The organism is Nevskia sp. (genome assembly GCF_023266035.1).
Taxonomy (GTDB): domain Bacteria; phylum Pseudomonadota; class Gammaproteobacteria; order Nevskiales; family Nevskiaceae; genus Nevskia.
In genome coordinates this window covers 1-18234 of the sequence record NZ_JAHFRY010000099.1, presented here as the reverse complement: position 1 = coordinate 18234, position 18234 = coordinate 1, and the positions used below count along the sequence as shown (strand labels likewise).

At 62.8% G+C, this 18234-nt stretch carries 17 protein-coding genes and 1 pseudogene; 16 read left to right on the top strand and 2 right to left on the bottom strand.

The window, feature by feature from the left end; genetic code table 11:
* The 9 genes and pseudogenes from Q0D45_RS15200 to Q0D45_RS21675 all read left to right on the top strand — a co-directional run.
* Positions 1-236 (top strand): DUF411 domain-containing protein (locus Q0D45_RS15200; RefSeq protein ID WP_293394457.1); only part of this gene is annotated, 236 nt, incomplete at its 5' end.
* 94 nt (positions 237-330) lie between these two features.
* Complete coding sequence (locus Q0D45_RS15195; protein WP_293394455.1) at positions 331-516, top strand: hypothetical protein; 186 nt, start codon at positions 331-333, stop codon at positions 514-516.
* Positions 517-539: 23 nt separating this feature from the next.
* A pseudogene (locus Q0D45_RS15190) lies at positions 540-2374 on the top strand (copper-translocating P-type ATPase); the annotation flags it as partial.
* A 156-nt stretch (positions 2375-2530) separates the two neighbouring features.
* Positions 2531-2935 carry a hypothetical protein gene (locus Q0D45_RS15185; RefSeq protein WP_293394449.1) on the top strand — a complete coding sequence of 135 codons (405 nt, stop codon included), beginning with the start codon at positions 2531-2533 and terminating at the stop codon, positions 2933-2935.
* 104 nt (positions 2936-3039) lie between these two features.
* Positions 3040-3432 (top strand): hypothetical protein, encoded by a 393-nt coding sequence (locus Q0D45_RS15180; protein ID WP_293394446.1) that lies wholly within the window; start codon positions 3040-3042, stop codon positions 3430-3432.
* Positions 3433-3510: 78 nt separating this feature from the next.
* A complete protein-coding gene (locus tag Q0D45_RS15175) occupies positions 3511-4842 on the top strand; it encodes a TolC family protein (RefSeq protein WP_293394444.1) in 1332 nt (443 codons plus the stop codon).
* Positions 4839-6323, top strand: coding sequence for an efflux RND transporter periplasmic adaptor subunit (locus Q0D45_RS15165; protein ID WP_366946468.1), 1485 nt, complete (start codon positions 4839-4841; stop codon positions 6321-6323). The genes Q0D45_RS15175 and Q0D45_RS15165 overlap by 4 nt, the downstream gene beginning before the upstream one ends.
* Position 6324: 1 nt before the next feature.
* The gene (locus Q0D45_RS15160; RefSeq protein WP_293394441.1) at positions 6325-9480 is read left to right on the top strand and encodes an efflux RND transporter permease subunit; all 3156 of its coding nucleotides are present in this window, start codon (positions 6325-6327) and stop codon (positions 9478-9480) included.
* A gap of 233 nt (positions 9481-9713) precedes the next feature.
* On the top strand, positions 9714-9908 hold the full coding sequence (locus Q0D45_RS21675) for a nuclear transport factor 2 family protein (protein ID WP_366946467.1): 195 nt from the start codon (positions 9714-9716) through the stop codon (positions 9906-9908).
* Between the two features lie 59 nt (positions 9909-9967).
* Here Q0D45_RS21675 and Q0D45_RS15155 read toward each other — a convergent pair whose 3' ends face one another.
* Positions 9968-10732, bottom strand: a complete 765-nt coding sequence (locus Q0D45_RS15155) for a cation transporter (protein WP_366946466.1) — start codon at positions 10730-10732, stop codon at positions 9968-9970.
* Between Q0D45_RS15155 and Q0D45_RS15150 the strand changes: the two genes are divergently transcribed.
* From Q0D45_RS15150 to Q0D45_RS15120, 7 genes are all read left to right on the top strand, one after another.
* Positions 10619-12928 carry a heavy metal translocating P-type ATPase gene (locus tag Q0D45_RS15150; RefSeq protein ID WP_293394437.1) on the top strand — a complete coding sequence of 770 codons (2310 nt, stop codon included), beginning with the start codon at positions 10619-10621 and terminating at the stop codon, positions 12926-12928. The two genes, Q0D45_RS15155 and Q0D45_RS15150, sit on opposite strands and share 114 nt — an antisense overlap.
* A gap of 29 nt (positions 12929-12957) precedes the next feature.
* Entirely contained in the window at positions 12958-13434 is a 477-nt protein-coding gene (locus Q0D45_RS15145; RefSeq protein ID WP_293394435.1) for a MerR family DNA-binding protein, read from the top strand.
* On the top strand, positions 13431-13856 hold the full coding sequence (locus Q0D45_RS15140; RefSeq protein ID WP_293394432.1) for a hypothetical protein: 426 nt from the start codon (positions 13431-13433) through the stop codon (positions 13854-13856). The genes Q0D45_RS15145 and Q0D45_RS15140 overlap by 4 nt, the downstream gene beginning before the upstream one ends.
* A gap of 100 nt (positions 13857-13956) precedes the next feature.
* Positions 13957-14394 carry a hypothetical protein gene (locus Q0D45_RS15135; RefSeq protein WP_293394429.1) on the top strand — a complete coding sequence of 146 codons (438 nt, stop codon included), beginning with the start codon at positions 13957-13959 and terminating at the stop codon, positions 14392-14394.
* Between the two features lie 104 nt (positions 14395-14498).
* Entirely contained in the window at positions 14499-14753 is a 255-nt protein-coding gene (locus tag Q0D45_RS15130) for a DUF2282 domain-containing protein (protein WP_293394426.1), read from the top strand.
* A 44-nt stretch (positions 14754-14797) separates the two neighbouring features.
* On the top strand, positions 14798-15622 hold the full coding sequence (locus Q0D45_RS15125) for a DUF692 domain-containing protein (protein ID WP_293394423.1): 825 nt from the start codon (positions 14798-14800) through the stop codon (positions 15620-15622).
* Entirely contained in the window at positions 15600-16379 is a 780-nt protein-coding gene (locus Q0D45_RS15120) for a putative DNA-binding domain-containing protein (RefSeq protein WP_293394420.1), read from the top strand. Before Q0D45_RS15125 ends, Q0D45_RS15120 begins: the two co-directional genes overlap by 23 nt.
* Before the next feature lie 276 nt (positions 16380-16655).
* Here Q0D45_RS15120 and Q0D45_RS15115 read toward each other — a convergent pair.
* Positions 16656-18234: cytochrome c/FTR1 family iron permease (locus tag Q0D45_RS15115; RefSeq protein ID WP_293394417.1), on the bottom strand; the 1579-nt coding region annotated here is incomplete at its 5' end.

Genomic DNA, 18234 nt, shown 5'->3' with positions numbered 1-18234 from the left:
TGCTTGAAGGACACGTCCCGGCATCGGACATCAAACGGCTGCTCGCCGAACGTCCCACCGGCCGCGGCATCGCGGTGCCGGACATGCCGATCGGCTCGCCGGGCATGGAACAGGGTGATCGGCAGGACCCGTTCGATGTCGTCCTGTTTGGCGACAACGGGCAGCAGCAGGTGTTCTCGACGCATGGTCCTGCCAAAAATGGCGAAGTGGCCGCAGGGTCATCAGCGCTTCCATAACCGAGGATATTCAGTTATGAGCAATTGTTGCGGTAACTCGCGCGGAAGACCGTGGTCGCTGTACATCACAGTGCTCATCCTATGCCTGGCGCTCGTGTTCGTCGTGGCCCAAGGAGCGCCGGTGGCCGAAGATGAATCCGCTGCACAGATCGCCGACCGATTCGCCGATGCCCTGGCCACAGGTGATCAGGCAACCGTCCGCGCCTTGTTGCTGCCGAAGGTGCTGATCTTCAAATCCGGCGGAGCAGACTGGTGCCGGCCCTCGACATCGCTGGCGTAATAGGTCGCGGTCTCGCCGGTGCAGTTCAACTCGCACTTGCGACGCCGGTCGTCCTCTGGGGCGGCCGGCCATTCTTCGTGCGCGGCTGGCAGTCGCTGATCAACCGCAGTCTGAACATGTTCACGCTGATCGCGCTAGGCACCGGCGCAGCCTGTGGCTTCAGTATCTTCGCCCTGCTGTTCCCCGAATTGCTGCCAGCATCGTTCCGGATGGCGAACGGCATGCCGCCACTGTATTTCGAGGCTGCGGCCGTCATCACGGCCTTGGTGCTGCTCGGTCAGGTGCTGGAACTGCGCGCACGTTCGCAGACTTCCGGCGCAATCAGAGCACTGCTGCAACTCGCACCGAAGACGGCGCATCGTCTGGATGATGATGGAGCCGAAAGCGAAGTCGATCTGGCAACGGTCGTGATCGGCGACCGGCTGCGGGTTCGCCCCGGCGAGAAAATTCCCGTGGATGCGGAAGTGATCGACGGCAGCAGCCATGTCGATGAGTCGATGCTGACGGGCGAGCCGAATCCGGTGCGGAAAGGGGCCGGCGATGCTGTGATGGGAGGCACCCTCAACGGTACGGGCAGTCTCGTCATCAGCGCCCAGCACGTCGGCACCGACACGCTCTTGGCGCAGATCGTCCATATGGTTTCGCAGGCGCAGCGATCGCGTGCGCCGATACAGCGGCTCGCCGATCAGGTCGCAGGCTGGTTTGTGCCGCTGGTGGTCACCATCGCGGTGCTTGCCGCCGTCGGCTGGGCCGTGTTCGGCCCGGCACCGGCCCTGGCGCATGCGCTGGTCGTCGCGGTCTCGGTGCTCATCATCGCCTGTCCCTGCGCGCTGGGACTAGCGACGCCGATGTCGATCATGGTCGGCGTCGGTCGCGGTGCCCATGAAGGGGGGCTGATCAAAGACGCGTCGGCGCTCGAACGGATGGAAAAGGTCGATACGATTGTCGTAGACAAGACCGGCACGCTGACCGAAGGCAAGCCGACTTTGCAGGCGATCATTCCGGCCGATGGAGCCAGTGAAGAAACACTTTTGCGTCTGGCCGCAGCGACCGAATCCGCAAGCGAGCATCCCCTGGCGCGAGCCATCGGCGATGGTGCGACGGCTCACAAGCTGACGATCCCCAATGCGGAGCAGTTTGCTTCCGATCCTGGGCTGGGCGTGTGGGCGCAGGTTGAGAGTCATCGCGTGCTAGTTGGCAACGCCGCGCTCATGCAGCGTGAAGGCATCGACGCGACCGCCCTGGTCGCGCGTGCCGACGAATACCGTGCTCAGGGCCACACCGTGGTATTTGTCGCTGCCGACGGTAAGGCACTCGGGCTGCTTGGCATTGCCGATGCGATGAAACCGACGACCGCCGAAGCGGTCGCCGCGATCAAGGCGCGCGGCATCAAACTGATCATGCTCACCGACGATGAGACGCGCACGGCGCAGGCTGTTGCTGCCCGGCTCGGCATCGACGACGTACTCGCCAATGTCATGCCGGCCGACAAGGCAGCGGCTATCGAGCGGCTACAAAAGCAAGGCCGCGTTGTCGCAATGGCCGGTGATGGCGTCAATGACGCGCCGGCACTGGCATGCGCGGATGTCGGCATCCAGTCGGCTGGTATCACGCTGTTTGGTAGCGATCTGCGAGGCATCGCGAGAGCCGCAGTTTTGTCGCACGAGGTGATGCGCAACATCCGTCAGGACCTGTTTTTTGCCTTCGCCTACAACGTCGTCGGCATTCCAATTGCGGCCGGTGCGCTTACCCATTCTTCGGGGTATTGCTGTCGCCGATGCTGGCGAGCCTGCCGATGAGCCTGTCGTCGGTGTCCGTCATCGGCAATGCGCTTCGGTTGCGCGGAGCCCGGTCGTGAAGGCCGACTCGGAGGTCGCCGAAGCACGGCGTTTTGGACCTATTTTCGCGGACTTTGCGCGTATACCGCGCCGTGAAAATTGGCGTAAAGTGAAACGATCAACAAGAAGCAACCCGACTTTCAACTAGACCCCATAGACAGCATCTAAAAACCTCCATGTCATTCCGGCAAATCATCGCAATCTTCATGATCCTCGTGAGCCTCACGGCTCAGGCGAGGACGGAGTTTGCCTGCGGAATGAGTCCGGCCGCGATGACGGCTCATGACTGCTGCCCGCCGGATAAAAAGGCACCCTGCGCTGCGGGGATTGGTGAGAAAGCCTGCTGCGATAAGGTGGCGTCCAACGATGCGCCATTGGGTCAGGCTGCTACCACAGTAGACACGTCGCATCACGGTGGTCTTCAGATCGGCGATCTTCCGCCGACGTTCCTCCCCGCGATCACGGCGCTGATCCCCTCGGCGGTCGATACCGCCGGCCGCTATCACGTTGCTCACGAACTCGATGCCGGCTGGTATCGAGTCCAACCGCTGTACCTCCAGACGGCGCGCCTGCGCCTATAAGTTCGATGGTCTTTGCGGCTCGCTGCTGAGCCGCCCGGCACTGTTTTTCGTGGCTGGCCCTGCTTGGGTCGGCTCGATCATCGAATCCCTTGAGAGGTACAAAAATGTCTACCTATAAGTTTGCGCGGCGCGCCCTGCTCGCCGCTGTTGTCATCGCTGTGTCCGCTGGCCCTGTCACGGCGCACGCCCGCGACGCATCGCCTGCACCAGGTTCCTTCGCCGCGATCATGGCGATCAAAGACCCGTCGCACTTCGGACCGCACCTGCCGGCTGCCGATCTTCCGCCACGGACGGACGCTTGGGCGCCGGCACCCGGTTCCTTTGCCGCAATCATGTCGATCAAAGACCCGTCTCATTACGGGCCGCATCTGCCGGCAGCGGATCTGCCGCCTCGGGCCGGTTGCACGCTGAGATCCGGGTCATGGGAAGCGATCATGTCCGTTAAAGACCCGCAGCGCTATGGGCCTTGCGGACGCCGCTCGACCGACAAGCACTGAGTCACTCGCTAACCGCAGCCGGTTCCGATTTTTGGGACCGGCTGCTTTGTGCATATCGCGTTTTGCAAAGAGACTGACATGAGATTTTCCCGATTGTTCTTGCCTTACTCCTCTTGCTTGCTGCTCCTGTTCGTTGCAGGCGTTGCAAGTGCCGCAGACGGATTGGCGGGAACTTCTGATACCAATTCCTCCGATCCACCTGCCGCCGGTGCGGGGCCGCCGTTATCGCTCGACGAGGCCGTCCGGCTCTCCCTAACCGATCAGCCGGTGTTGACCGGGCGCGAAGCACAGATCGAGGCCGAGGAGCAGCAAGCCATTGCCGCCCGGCAGCTCCCGGACCCGAAACTTTCCGGGGGACTGAAGGAGCTGCCCATCAATACCGGCGAATCGTTCAGCCTGCGCCGCGACAGCTTCACCGAGTTCACCGTCGGACTCAGCCAGGATTTTCCGCGTGCCGACAAACGCCGCCTCAAGGGCGAGCGCAAGCAACTTGAAGCCGATGCCGACCGCGCGGCACTCGATAACGACCGACGCTCGGTTCGCCGCGATACGTCGCTCGCCTGGTTGGATATCTACGAGGCCGAGCAAGGGCTGAAGCTGACGCAGAAAATGTCGTCGGAAGCCGCGCTACAAACGAAATCGCTCGAAAAAGACTACGGCAACGGCAAGGCGTCGCAGGCTGATTGGCTGGCTGCGAAAGTCGAAGTGGGGCTGGCCGATGACAAGTCACATGACTGGCTGCACCGTGCCCTGCGCATGCGCGCCGGCCTCGCGCGCTGGATCGGCGACGATGCAGGCCGACCGCTGGCCGATTCGCCGTCATTGCCACCACCGGCGAGCGGACTCCCTGCGCTGATCGCGGCGGTCGATCATCACCCGGTCGTCGGCGGCTTGGACAAGCAGATCGCCGCCTCGACCACCGACATCGCTATCGCCCGACAAGCCTATAAACCCGATGTCTCCGTGGAAGGCTACTTCGCCTATCGGCAGGACTTCGCCGATTTCGTCGGCGTGCAGGTGAGCATCGACTTGCCGTACTTCACGAAGAACCGCCAGGACCGCGACTTGGCCGCCGCGCTCCAGCAGTCGAATGTGAGCACAGAGCGCAAACGGGACATGCTGCGCGAGCTGCACGCGCAGGTGAACCAGGACTATCTCGACTGGCATCACTACCAGGTCCGCGTCGGCGAATTCGACAACACCATTCTTCCCGATGCCCAGCGGCGCATTGATGCCGCCCGCAGCGCCTACGAGGCGGGACGCGGCAGCTTCGACGCCGTGCTGCTCGCACGCCGCAGCCTGCTCGATACCCAGCTTCAACGTCTTGCGCTCGCCGTGGAAGCGGCGCGCGCCCAGGTTCGTCTCGATTATTTGACTGCTTCGCAAACCTCTTCAGGAGAAGCACCATGAAGCGCCCCAACAAAGGTGAGTCCAACATTCTGCTGATCGTTTCAATGGTGATCCTGGTCGGCGGGATTGGTTTTGTATTGTTCCGTAACGGGCATGGCAGCCAGCCGAAGACCGATGCCTGCGGCAACGCTGCACCAAGCTATTGGTATGACCCGATGGTGCCGACCCAGCGTTTCGACAAGCCCGGCAAGTCGCCCTTCATGGACATGCAGCTCGTCCCGAAATGCGGCGACGCCGCGCCGGCCACTGCGGGCACGGCTACCTCGGATGCTCCCGCAGCGGAGAAGAAGCCCTTGTTCTGGTACGACCCGATGGTGCCGGACCAGCACTTCGACAAACCCGGCAAGTCGCCGTTCATGGACATGCAACTGGTTGCGAAATACGGCGATGATGCCGGCGGCACTGCGCCGGCCGGCAGCATCGGCATCGACGCCCGTGTCGTCCAGAACCTTGGCGTGCGCCTGGCAACTGTCGAGCAAGGCAGTTTCGCGCGCGTGGTCGATACGGTCGGGACCGTGGCCGTCGATGAGCACCGCATCCAGGCAATCCAGGTGCGTCAGCCTGGCTGGGTCGAGCAGCTCGATGTCCGCGCGGCCGGCGACGCTGTGCGTCGCGGGCAGCGGCTCGCCGCCGTCTACTCGCCGGACTTACTTGCAACGCAGCAGGAGCTGCTGATCGCCCGCAGCTCAGGTGATCCCTCGCTGATTCAGGCCGCGCGCAGACGACTGCTGCTGTTCGGGTTGTCGGAGAGCCAGGTCGCGCACATCGAAAAAACCGGCGAGTCGGAACGCAGGGTCAACTACTACGCGCCGTTTGATGGCTACGTCATGGAACTGGGTGTCCGTCAGGGTGCAGCCGTGCAGCCGGACACGATGCTGTTCCAACTGGCCGATCTCTCCAGCGTCTGGGTGAATGCCGAAATACCGGAAACACAGGCGGCGTGGATCAAGCCGGGCGATCCGGTAAAAGCCGAAGTGCCCGCGTTGCCGGGCGAAGGATTCAGCGGGCGCGTCGATTATCTCTACCCGGAGTTGATGCAGGCCACACGCACGCTGAAGATTCGCGTCGTCGTTGCGAATCCCGGCGAGAAGCTGCGGCCGGGAATGTTTGCGACGGTGCATCTCACAGGTGTACCGCGCGAGCAGGTGCTGACGGTGCCAACCGAGGCGGTCATCAAGACCGGCGAGCGCAGCGTCATCATCGTCGCAGACGACGAGACGCACTTCCGTCCTGCGCTGGTCCGCGTCGGTGCTGAACACGGCGGCCGATCCGAAATCCTTGAAGGGGTGACGCTTGGCCAGAAGGTGGTTGCATCGGGTCAGTTCCTGATCGACTCCGAGGCCAGCCTGCGCGGCGCCTTCGATAATTTAACGGGATCGGGCACAGGGTCCGGTGACGGCAAGGAGAAAGACGCCGATCCGAAGCTGATGCCGGCACCTTCGGCCGCCGCGCCGGGCGCACCATCGGACGGGGGGCACTGACATGCTCGCGTCCGTTATCCGCTGGTCGATACAGAACCGCTTCCTGGTGCTGATGGGCACCTTGCTGCTGACAGCCTGGGGCATTCACGCAACCCTCTCGACACCGCTCGATGCATTGCCGGACTTGTCCGATACGCAGGTCATCATCCGCACCGAGTTCCCCGGTCAGGCCCCGCAAGTGGTCGAGGATCAGGTCACCTATCCGCTGACCACGACGATGCTGTCAGTGCCCGGCGCACGCACCGTGCGCGGCTATTCGTTCTTCGGCGACTCCTACGTCTACATCATCTTCGACGACAAGACCGACCTGTATTGGGCGCGCTCGCGCGTGCTCGAATACCTCAACCAAGTCACCGGCCGCTTGCCGCCATCGGCGAAACCGACGCTCGGGCCTGACGGCACCGGCGTCGGTTGGATTTATGAGTACGCACTGGTCGATCACAGCGGCAAGTACGACACCTCGCAGCTTCGCGCCTTGCAGGACTGGTTCCTGAAGTACGAACTCAAGAGCGTGCCGAATGTCGCCGAAGTCGCCAGCGTCGGCGGCCTGGTCAAGCAATACCAAGTCGTGCTCGACCCCGACCGTATGCGCGCGCTCGGCGTCACCATCGACAAGGTGAAGTCCGCGCTGCGCGACTCGAACAATGAAACCGGCGGCTCGGTGCTGGAACTCGGCGAAGCCGAATACGCCGTCCGCGCAACCGGCTACCTGAAAAGCCTCGACGATTTCCGCACGGTGCCCGTAGGACTCGGCGCTGGCGGCACGCCGATCCTGCTCGGTGATGTCGCTCGTATCCAGATCGGCCCCGAAATCCGTCGCGGCATTTCCGAACTCGATGGCAAGGGCGAGGCCGTCGGCGGCGTCATCGTCATGCGCGCCGGCAAGAACGCGCTGGAAACGATTGAGGGGGTGAAGACCAAGATCGCCAGTCTGCAACAGGGTCTGCCCAAGGGCGTCGAGATTGTCGCGACCTATGACCGTTCGGAACTGATCCACAAGTCGGTCGCGACCTTGCGCGACCGGCTGATCGAGGAATTCATCGTTGTCACCGTCGTCTGTGCGCTATTCCTGTTTCATCTACGCTCGGCACTCGTCGCCATCGTCAGCCTGCCGCTCGGCATCCTTGCCGCGTTCACGGTGATGAACTGGCAGGGCGTCAACGCCAACATCATGTCGCTCGGCGGCATCGCGATTGCCATCGGCGCAATGGTCGATGCGGCGGTGGTGATGATCGAGAACGCACACAAGCACGTCGAAGTCTGGAACCACGCCAACCCCGGACGAAAACCGACCCTTGCCGAGCAGACTGCCTTGATCGGTGAAGCCGCAGCCGAGGTCGGCCCAGCCCTGTTCTTCAGTCTGCTCATCATCACCCTGAGCTTCGTGCCGGTGTTCACGCTGGAGGCGCAGGAAGGAAAGCTGTTCGGGCCTTTGGCGTTCACCAAGACCTATTCGATGGCCGCTGCCGCCGGGCTGTCGGTGACGCTGATTCCGGTGCTGATGTTCTATTTCATCCGGGGCCGAATCCCGGACGAGCGCAGCAACCCGGTCAACCGCGTCCTGATCGCGATCTACAGACCTTTGCTTGCCTTCGTTCTGCGCTTCCCGAAAGCGACGCTCGGTGTCGCAGGTTTGTTGTTGTTGCTGACCGTCGTGCCGGTCACCAATCTCGGCAGCGAGTTCATGCCGCCGCTGGTCGAAGGCGATCTGTTGTACATGCCTTCGGCCTTGCCGGGCCTGTCTGCGGACAAGGCTTCGCAACTCTTGCAGCAGACCGACAAAATCCTGATGCAGTTTCCAGAAGTCGAGCGCGTCTTCGGCAAGGTCGGTCGCGCCGAAACCGCGACCGATCCGGCGGGCCTTGAGATGTTCGAGACCACGATCCGCTTCAAGCCGCGTTCGGAATGGCCGAGCGGAAAAACACAGGATCAGTTGATCGACGAGATGAATGCGGCGCTGACGATTCCTGGTCTTGCCAACCTCTGGGTGCAGCCGATCCGCAACCGCATCGACATGCTCTCGACCGGCATCAAGAGCCCCGTCGGCGTGAAGATCGCCGGGCCGGACTTGAAGATCATCGAGAAGATCGGCGAAGAGGTCGAGGCCACCGTCAAGGCGGTGCCCGGTACCCGGTCGGCCTATGCCGAGCGCGTGCGAGGTGGACGCTACGTCGAGATTCACATTGATCGTGTCCGCGCCGCCCGCTTCGGCCTTTCGCTGGCCGACGTGCAGCAAGTCGTGGCGCTCGCCATCGGCGGCGAAAACGTCGGCGAAACCGTTGAGGGCTTGCAGCGTTTCCCGATCAACATCCGCTACCCGCGTGAGCTGCGCGACTCCGTTGACAAGCTGCGCGTGCTGCCCATCGTCACCGAAGCAGGCGCCACGACCACGCTCGGCGCGGTGGCCGATCTCGTCGTCACCGACGGCCCGCCGCAGTTGCGCAGCGAAAACGCGCGACTCAACGGCTGGGTCTTCGTGGACATCAGCGGACGCGATCTAGGCAGCTATGTAGCGCAGGCGCAGAAGCTCGTCAGTCAGCGCGTCACACTGCCGCCCGGATATTCGATCACCTGGTCAGGGCAGTTCGAGTATCTGGAGCGCGCGACCAAGAAGCTGGAGCTGGTCGTGCCGTTCACCTTGGTCATCATCTTCGTGCTGCTGTATCTGACCTTCCGCAGCTTCGCGTCTGCGACGCTCATCATGGCGACGTTGCCGTTCGCGCTGGTCGGTGGGCTGTGGCTGCTCTACTTGCTTGGTTACAACCTTTCGATTGCCTCGTCGATTGGCTTCATTGCGCTGGCCGGTGTCGCGGCCGAGTTCGGCGTCATCATGCTGATCTACCTCGATCAGGCCATCGAGAAGCGGCGCAAGAAAGATCAGTTCCACACGGAGAGCGATCTGATCGAGGCCATCGAAGAAGGCGCCGTGCTTCGCGTGCGGCCCAAGGCCATGACCGTCGCGGTCATCGTCGCCGGCCTGCTGCCGATCATGTTCGGCGGTGGCACCGGCTCGGAAGTCATGCGGCGCATCGCAGCGCCGATGGTCGGCGGAATGATTACCGCACCGATGCTCTCGATGTTCGTGCTGCCTGCGGCCTACCTGCTGATCCATCGGCGCGCACTGCGTCGGTTATCGCCCAAAAGCGATCCCACGTAGTAGCTATGAGCTTAGCCACTGAGTGATCGGTCGCAGCGGGCAGCTCCTAGCCCGCTGCGATCTCAACTGATGGAGCCTGTCTGGCTGCCTGGTGCGGACAGCCTCGCTGACTCGGTTTGTAATGCGTCGTCGCCAGCGACTTCTTGACTCAGCATTTTATTTAAATAATTGTAGAAATATGGAATTATAACTGACCGTCAACCACCTGGCCGCACTCGCACAAGACACGCGCTTTGCTGTCCCGACAATCAGCCGGCAATGGGGATACCCGCTGGGTGGCCACGAAATCCCGGTTGCAGGGCCGATACGAGGACCGCGACATCGACCTTGATTCCACCGAGTCGCTGGTCTTGCAGCGTGGTGACGGCGGCTGGCGGATCGCTCACGTTCATTGGTCGTCTTCGCCGCATCCGCTGATCACCCCATGACGAGACTCGTCGCCAATCGTTGGCGAGATGTCCGTGAGGATGATCCGCCGCCCCAGCTTTCAAATCGCCACGACAGGCCCTTGTACCTGGTCGGAATTCAGCTCGACGGTGACGTGAACCAGTTCCTCGTGGATCGATAACTGGCGCCGGAAGTAGTCGGGTTCGGCAGTCGCCGCTGTCGAAAGACCCAGGATGCAGACGTACTTGTTCTTGCCGACGCGCCAGACGTGAAGATCGTCGATACGGGCAGGAATCGGACTCGCCGCGATCACCTCGCGGATCTCGCCTACCACCGGCGCTTTCATCTCGGCATCCAGCAGCCCGCGACCACTGTCGCGCAGCAGCCCGCGCGCCCATACCGCGACCAGCGTCGCGCCGACAATTCCCATCACCGGATCGAGCCAACTTGCGCCCCAGATCATGCTGCCGACGAGTGCCAGGATCGCCAGCACCGACGTGGCCGCATCCGCGACTACGCGCAGATAGGCAGCGCGCAGGTTGAGATCCTGCCAGCTGGAAACCGCTTGACTCTGGACCTTGGTCCGGGGTTTACGCTGCTTCCACACCGTTTGAAGGAGCTTGTCATGACCATGTTGCAACCGATCACGCCAACCGCTGCCGCAGCCAAGAGCTGCTGTCACGCGAAGCACGGTGCGAATAGCGAACCGCGCACGGCTGGGGGCGCGACTGCGATCGATCCGGTCTGCGGCATGACGGTCAATCCGGCGACCGCGCTCAAAGTCGATCTTGCCGGCAACAGCTACTACTTCTGCAGCGCCGGCTGCCAGTCGAAGTTCAAGGCAGCGCCTGACCAGTTTCTGCATGCCAAGGTGGCTCCTGCACCTGCGTCGATTTCCAGCGACGCGATCTACACCTGCCCGATGCACCCGGAAGTGCGTCAGACCGGCCCCGGCAGTTGCCCGAAATGCGGCATGGCGCTGGAACCAGAAGCGCCGTCACTCGATAGCGCTGAAGATCCGGAACTGTTGTCGATGACGCGGCGCTTCAAGGTCGGTGCTGGGTTGAGCTTGCCGCTGCTGATCCTGACCATGAGCGAGCTGGTGCCTGCCTGGAACCTCATGGCCTTGCTTGGCAACGGATGGTCGTCAGCGCTGCAATTCCTGCTGGCGACCCCGGTCGTGTTGTGGGCCGGTGCGCCATTTTTCGTCCGCGGCTGGGCTTCGGTGGTCAATCGCAGCCCGAACATGTTCACCTTGATCGCGATCGGCACCGGCGTTGCGTATACGTTCAGCTTGGTGTCGATGCTGTTTCCCAGCCTGCTGCCGGCCGCGTTCACGATGAACGGCCACGCGCCGCTGTACTTCGAAGCGGCGGCGGTGATCGTGACTTTGGTGCTGCTCGGTCAGGTGCTGGAACTGCGGGCGCGTTCGCAGACATCGAGCGCCATCCGTGCGCTGCTCGAACTGGCGCCGAAGATCGCCCACCGGCTCGATGCTGCAGGGCAGGAAGCCGATGTCGATCTAGCCGAGGTTCAGGTCGGTGACCGGCTCCGGGTGCGGCCGGGCGAGAAGATTCCGGTGGATGCCGTGACCATCGAAGGCGATAGCCATGTCGACGAATCGATGCTCACCGGCGAGCCCGATCCAGTCCGGAAAAAGTCCGGTGATGCCGTCACCGGCGGCACCGTCAACGGCAGCGGCAGCCTGGTGATCAAGGCGGAGAAGGTGGGTGCCGGCACCTTGCTGTCGCAGATCGTGCAGATGGTCGCGCAGGCGCAGCGCTCGCGGGCACCGGTGCAGCGGCTGGTCGATCAGGTGTCAGCCTGGTTCGTGCCGGCGGTGGTGCTGGTCGCCATCGTCGCCGCTGCGGCCTGGGCACTGTTCGGACCGCCGCCGGCACTGGCGCATGCGCTGGTCGCCGCCGTATCGGTGCTGATCATTGCTTGCCCCTGTGCGCTGGGCCTGGCGACGCCGATGTCGGTGATGGTCGGTGTCGGCCGGGGTGCGCAGGCCGGCGTGCTGATCAAGGATGCCGCCGCCCTCGAACGGCTGGAGAAGGTCGATACGGTGCTGGTCGACAAGACCGGCACCCTGACCGAGGGCCGGCCGAGCTTGCGAGCAGTGGTGCCGCTGGCCGGGTTCACAGAGCAACAGTTGTTGGCCCACGCCGTAGCGGTGGAGAGTGCCAGCGAGCATCCACTGGCGCGTGCGCTGGTCGAAGGCGCCCGCAGTCGCGGCATCGATAGCCCGGCCGCAGTCAGCGATTTCGGTTCCGACCCTGGCCTCGGCGTCTGGGCGACGGTCTCCGGCCAGACCGTGCTGGTCGGCAATGCGCTGCTGATGGATCGATATGCGATTCCTGCTGCCGAGCTGGCGGTCGCTGCGGAAACCTTCCGTGCCCGAGGCGAGACTGCAATTTTTATCGCCATCGGCAACAAGCTCGCCGGTGTCATTGCGGTGGCGGATGCAGTGAAGCCGACGACGGTTCGCGCGATCAAGCTGCTTCAGGCATCCGGCATCCGGCTGGTCATGCTCACCGGCGACAACCGCCAGACCGCCGATGCCGTCGCCGCCGATCTGGGGCTCGATGAAGTGATCGCCGATGTCCTGCCGCAGGACAAGGCAGCGGTCGTGGTCCGGTTTCAGCGTCAGGGACGGGTGGTGGCGATGGCGGGCGATGGCGTCAATGACGCGCCGGCACTCGCGCAGGCCGATGTCGGCATCGCGATGGGCACTGGCACCGATGTCGCCATGCACTCGGCCGGCGTGACCTTGCTGCGTGGCGATCTGCGCGGCATTCATCAGGCCATCACCCTGTCTCGGGCCACGCTGCGGAACATCCGCCAGAACCTGTTCTTCGCCTTCATCTACAACCTGATCGGCGTACCCATCGCCGCAGGCGCGCTGTATCCGGTGTTCGGCTGGCTGCTGTCGCCGATGATTGCCAGTGCGGCGATGAGCCTGTCGTCGTTCTCGGTGATCGCCAACGCACTCAGGCTCAGGCGCCTGCACCTCGATACGCCGGAATCGCTTGACTCGGGACTAGGGTCCAGGGTTTAGGCTGTCTGCATGTTGAACGAGCAGAGCCCATGAACACCCCTACCTCGATGACCATTGGCAAGCTGGCGCAAGCCGCCGGCGTCGGCATCGACACGGTGCGTTTCTATGAGCGCTCGGGCCTGCTCGGCAAGCCGTTGCGCTCCTTGTCCGGGTATCGCCTGTACGCGCCGAGCGAGATTGACCGCTTGCGCTTCATCCGCCGCGCCAAGGCACTCGGCTTCACCCTGGAGCAGATCGCCGAACTGCTGAGCTTGAGTCATAGCGGCGACCGCGCCGATGTCAAAGCACTGGCCTCGGGCCGGCTGGCGGAGATTGATGTGCGGATCGCCGATCTGATCGCCATGCGGGAATCGCTGGCGAAGCTGGTCGAGGACTGCGACGGTCACGGCAGCGTTGCCGGTTGCCCGATCATCGAATCGGTGCTGGAACCCGCCGGGTCGTGTGCGGCGCAGCGGTCGACGGCCGCATCGGGCACTACCGGCAAGCGTCGGCAGGCGCAGTCATGAACCCCGCCGTCGCCATGACGATGTTCGGCAGAACGATCCGCACCGGTATCGTCAGCCTGCTGACCGTGGTCATGTTGCTGCTGCCGGTCAGCCTTGCCTGGTGCTGCACGGGCGGTTCCATGCCTGCGTCTACCGACTGCGAGGCATCGCCGCGCCAGGACGCGCCAGCGAGTTGCCTCGGCATGGCCGCCGAGTTCGGCCGAGTTAGCGTTCCGGCCGACGCTCGACAAGTTCTGATTCGGCCACTCAAATCGGCCGATCGCCTTCCTGAGTTCGACGGCGATACGCATCTCGCCGCACGACCGTCGGCAGCGACTTGGCCGGTTCCCCCACAGGCAATCCGCTTTCTGACTGCGGCAATTCCGCCACCCGTTTCACTTCATCGCCCGCTGTATCTCCAGACCGCTCGATTGCGGCTATGAGTCTGAGGACGCTCCGCGCCTCACCGCTTCTAGCTGCATGCCCTGCTGACGATCCCGTCGCAAGGCTCCGTCGAACCCTTTTCTGTCTGCGAGAACTTCCATGTCGATCCTCAATACCCAGCGCATTGCCGCCATCAGCTTTGCCGTCACCAGCCTGTTGACCCTCTCCGTTGCCCATGCCGATAGCGATCAGCGCGATAGCGGCGAGGCACACGTTTCATCCCACGAGTCGCCGCGATCGGAGGCCGCGCCGAACACCTGGATGCAGACCAAGTATTCCTGGCTGCAGCGCACGACGGACTGCGAAGTGGCGTCGCCAACCGTGACGGACCCGGTGCAGAAAACAGCTTCGATCAGTGCCTGGAAAGCGGCCAAGTATCCGGCGCTACAGGTGACCGATCGAGCGGCAAGCCCGCCGTCGACTGTTGCCAGCCGCCCGAGCGCTGAATCGGAAAACGCCTGGCTGCGCAGCAAGTACGCCTATCGCTATGCCACGGTACCGGCGCAGCAGGCAGGCGAACTGATCCGCGCCCAATAAGTCCAAAGCGAGACCCATTTGTATGGTTACCGGGCACCGAAGCCTGATCTCATCGTCTTCGGCGGCCCGGCCCTTAGTACCCGTTCACCCATGGAGAAGATCCGATGAAATCGCTTGATACCTCGAAGTTGATCGCCGGCGCGGTTGCCAGTCTGCTGCTGTCGACCACGGCCGTAGCGGCCGACAAGAAGGCCGAAGAGAAATGCTTCGGCATCGCCAAGGCCGGACAGAACGGCTGCAGCACGTCCAAGCATTCCTGCGCTGGACAGGCGAAAGCCGACAACGCGCCGGATGACTGGAAGATGGTCCCGACTGGTAGCTGTGAGAAATCCGGCGGCTCGCTGACTTCGAAGTCCTGATTGTTCCGATCGGTTCGGTGCAGCGAATCCCGTATCGACAAGCGATGCCGGCAAGTGCCGGCATCGGCTTGCGCGATCCGCACGCCGTCGAGATCGACGACGCCCGTCCGGCGATCGGCTGGCTGGAAGTCCACAGCGAAAACTACTTCGGCCATGACCGGCATCGGCATCGTCGACTGCAACGACTGCGGGCCGACTATCCCCTGAGCCTGCACGGTGTCGGTTTGTCACTGGGCTCAGTCGATCCTCCGGACCCGAAGCACCTCGATGAACTGGCGAACCTAGTCGATCGATACCAGCCTTGGCTCGTTTCCGAACATGCCTGCTGGGGCAGCATCGGCGGGCTGCACAGCAACAACCTGTTGCCGTTGCCAAGAACCCGGGAAGCGGTCGACGTGCTCAGCCGCCATGTCGAACAGGTACAGGACCGCCTGGGTCGAAGCATCGCGTTGGAGAACGTATCGACTTATCTCGAATTTGCTGGTGCCGAATACAGCGAAGCCGGGTTCCTCGCAGAGGTCGCCAAGCGTAGCGGCTGCGGCCTTTTGCTCGATCTGAACAACCTGTACGTCAATCAGGTCAATCATGGCGCCGACGCGATTCGGGCGATCGCCGATATTCCGGCTGATCAGGTGGTCGCCTATCACCTCGCTGGCGGCGAGGATCGCGGCCATACCCTGATCGATACCCATAGCCGTCCGGTACCGGCGGCGGTTTGGGCGCTGTACGAGCAAGCACTGACGGTCATCGGCTGGCGTCCGACATTGATCGAGCGCGATGCCGATATCCCACCGCTGAACGAACTGCTCACCGAAATGCGGCGAGCGGATGATCTTGCAGCGCGCCATGTCCTCGATCGAGATCACTGATTTGCAGCGCGAGGCACTTTCGCTGGCTCTTCTGCAAAGCCAGATGATGGCGGCTGTTATCGGCGAACCGCTGGAGCCGGCGCTTTGCGACCAAGTGGTTCCGCGTTCAGGCCTCGATGCAGACGATCAGTTCGCGATCTACCGGCACGCGACGGCAGCGCTACTCGAACAGGCGCTGGTCATCAGCTACCCGGCAACCGCAAGGGTCATTGCTGGTGCCACTTTCGGGAAAATCATCGCCGATTACGTGGCGGCAACCTCTTCGCGCAACGGTAATCTGGAAGTCTATGGCGCAGACTTCGGCGATTTTCTGGAACGACTCCCGCTCGCGGATATCCCGCTCATCGCGCCAGACCTGGCGCGGTTCGAATGGCTCGTCGCACAGCTCGCCCGTGCGCCTGACAAGCCGGTGTTCGATTACGAGAAGCTGGCGACCATTGAGGCCGATCAACTTCCAAAATTGCGCTTGGCGCTCGTACCGCGAGCGGCATTGTTCAGATCCAGTCATCCGGTGCTGGCCACCTGGAGTAACGCCGACAGCGCTCAACACGAACACGGTGACAGTCTGCTGCTGGTCTGCGACGACGAGCTGCGAACGATCGAGCTGAATCCTGACGCCTGGACTTTCCACTCAAACCTATCTGCGGGACGCCCGCTGGGACTGGCGGTCCAATCTGCGCTCGATATCAGTGTTGATTTCGATGTCGGCAGCATGCTGAGTCAGATTCTTCGGATGGGCGCATACCGCATTCGCTAATAAGCATCCATCGTGCCGCTTTCAGCTGTCCGAGTCTTCCTCGTCCGCTTCAGTAGCGAGCGGATTGAATCATTCCGCGCCAATTTCATATGGCTTGGCCTCGGTACTCCATTCGAAGAACGGTCCGTTGTAAGACGAAGGTGCGCTTTAGAAGCGCACCAACAGTATGGCAATGCAAAGGCAAGAAATGCAGAAAATCCGGAACGACTAAACTCAAGAACTAGCATCCCAGAAGCGGTTGGCGTCTGCGGCCGTTGACATGGGAATGATCGGCTTTCAGCGGCCGCCCTCGACGGAAGGATTGGATTCGACGTTTTGATTTGCGGTGTAGCGATTCCATAGGAAACCCACCATCAATATGGCCGCGCAAAAAGCTTGTGCCGTAACACCTTGCAGCGTCGGATAGCAACCCAACAGGTCGATGCGCGGCAGATCGATGAGGTGCGAGGCGATCAGGTTGGCTTCCTGCAATCCGGCGACGCCCTTGCCGGTGAGTACCACGGCCAACACGGCCATCAGCAGTGCGCTCCAAGAGAAAAACTGCGCCAGTGGCAATCGCTTGGAGTAACGCAGCAGCAGCCAAGCAATCACGGCGAGGGAGAGCGAGGCAGCAAGCCCGCCCGCGATCACCGCATGGCCGTTACCCTGACTCCACAGCGCGATGTAGAACAAAATGGTCTCGAACACTTCCCGATACACCACGACGAAGCTGAGCACGAACAATCCCCAAAGCGATTGCTTCGAGAGTGCCGCGCCAATCTTCTCGCGCACATACTTCTGCCAGGCACCGGCCTGACTCTTGCCGTGCATCCAGATGCCTATGAATACGAGCACAGCTGCGGCAAACAATCCCGATGCGCCTTCAATGACCTCTCGGCTGGCACCGCTGATCGTGACCAGATAGGTGGCCGCACCCCAGGTCGCCACGCCGCCCAGCAGCGCGACCAGCGTACCGCCATGCACATAGCGGATGGCTTCGGCACGGCCAGCCTTGCGCAGGAACGCCAATATCGCCACAACGACCAGCAGAGCTTCGACGCCCTCGCGCAGCAGAATGGCGAAGGCCCCGGCAAACGCCGAACCAGCACTGGAGGAGTTGCTTTCGAGTGCGGCCTCGGCGAGCGCCAGATCACTCTCGATACCGGCCACGGCTTGCTCGATCTGCTTGGGCTCGACGCCGCTGGCGATCTGCCCGCGCAGGCCAGTCATGGCGGTTTCGATGGTTCGCATCAAGTCAGGTGCCTTGATCGCCAGCACCGGCTCTAGCGGCTCGAAGCCATCGAGGTAGGCGGCGACCGCGAGACGGCCTGCAGACTCCCGATCGCCTTGCCGAAAGGCGGCGACAGCTTCAGCTAGGTGGGCGCGCACGATTTGCAAGGACTGTGTGCGCGTCGGCAGCACGGCTGCTGGATGGCGGCGCAAATAGGCCGTCAGTGCTGAAGCGGTGGCTTCATCGCTGCTCTCGGCGAGCACGGTGGGACGCTGCGACACCAAGGCTTCCAGATTTGGCAGGGCCTCACGGAATTGCGACCTCCCTTCCCAGAAGGCTTTGCCAGCGTCACTTTGATTGGCGGGGAACGCGAACTGCCCAACGGTAAAGGCAAGCGCCCAGCGATCCGCATCTGGCAATGCCGCGAAGCTGGGCATCGAGGTGCCGTCCAAGCCCTGTGTCACGACCTGATACAGCCCGAAGACGCTGCGCTCGCGGGCGCGTGAGGCATCGGAGAAGTTGACGGGCTTCGGAGTCAGGTTGGCGGCAAGCGGGCCGTCACCTTGACCCATCGTGCCGTGGCAGGCGGAACATTCTGTGGCATACAGGGCAGTGCCTCGCGCAAGGTCAGGGGGTGCGCTGGGG

Coding starts and splice junctions, on each gene's coding strand:
- Q0D45_RS15185 (WP_293394449.1), top strand. CDS start 2,531: ATGTCATTCCGGCAAATCATCGCAATCTTCATGATCCTCGTGAGCCTC.
- Q0D45_RS15180 (WP_293394446.1), top strand. CDS start 3,040: ATGTCTACCTATAAGTTTGCGCGGCGCGCCCTGCTCGCCGCTGTTGTC.
- Q0D45_RS15175 (WP_293394444.1), top strand. CDS start 3,511: ATGAGATTTTCCCGATTGTTCTTGCCTTACTCCTCTTGCTTGCTGCTC.
- Q0D45_RS15165 (WP_366946468.1), top strand. CDS start 4,839: ATGAAGCGCCCCAACAAAGGTGAGTCCAACATTCTGCTGATCGTTTCA.
- Q0D45_RS15160 (WP_293394441.1), top strand. CDS start 6,325: ATGCTCGCGTCCGTTATCCGCTGGTCGATACAGAACCGCTTCCTGGTG.
- Q0D45_RS15150 (WP_293394437.1), top strand. CDS start 10,619: ATGACGGTCAATCCGGCGACCGCGCTCAAAGTCGATCTTGCCGGCAAC.
- Q0D45_RS15155 (WP_366946466.1), bottom strand. CDS start 10,732: ATGCAGAAACTGGTCAGGCGCTGCCTTGAACTTCGACTGGCAGCCGGC.
- Q0D45_RS15145 (WP_293394435.1), top strand. CDS start 12,958: ATGAACACCCCTACCTCGATGACCATTGGCAAGCTGGCGCAAGCCGCC.
- Q0D45_RS15140 (WP_293394432.1), top strand. CDS start 13,431: ATGAACCCCGCCGTCGCCATGACGATGTTCGGCAGAACGATCCGCACC.
- Q0D45_RS15135 (WP_293394429.1), top strand. CDS start 13,957: ATGTCGATCCTCAATACCCAGCGCATTGCCGCCATCAGCTTTGCCGTC.
- Q0D45_RS15130 (WP_293394426.1), top strand. CDS start 14,499: ATGAAATCGCTTGATACCTCGAAGTTGATCGCCGGCGCGGTTGCCAGT.
- Q0D45_RS15125 (WP_293394423.1), top strand. CDS start 14,798: ATGCCGGCAAGTGCCGGCATCGGCTTGCGCGATCCGCACGCCGTCGAG.
- Q0D45_RS15120 (WP_293394420.1), top strand. CDS start 15,600: ATGTCCTCGATCGAGATCACTGATTTGCAGCGCGAGGCACTTTCGCTG.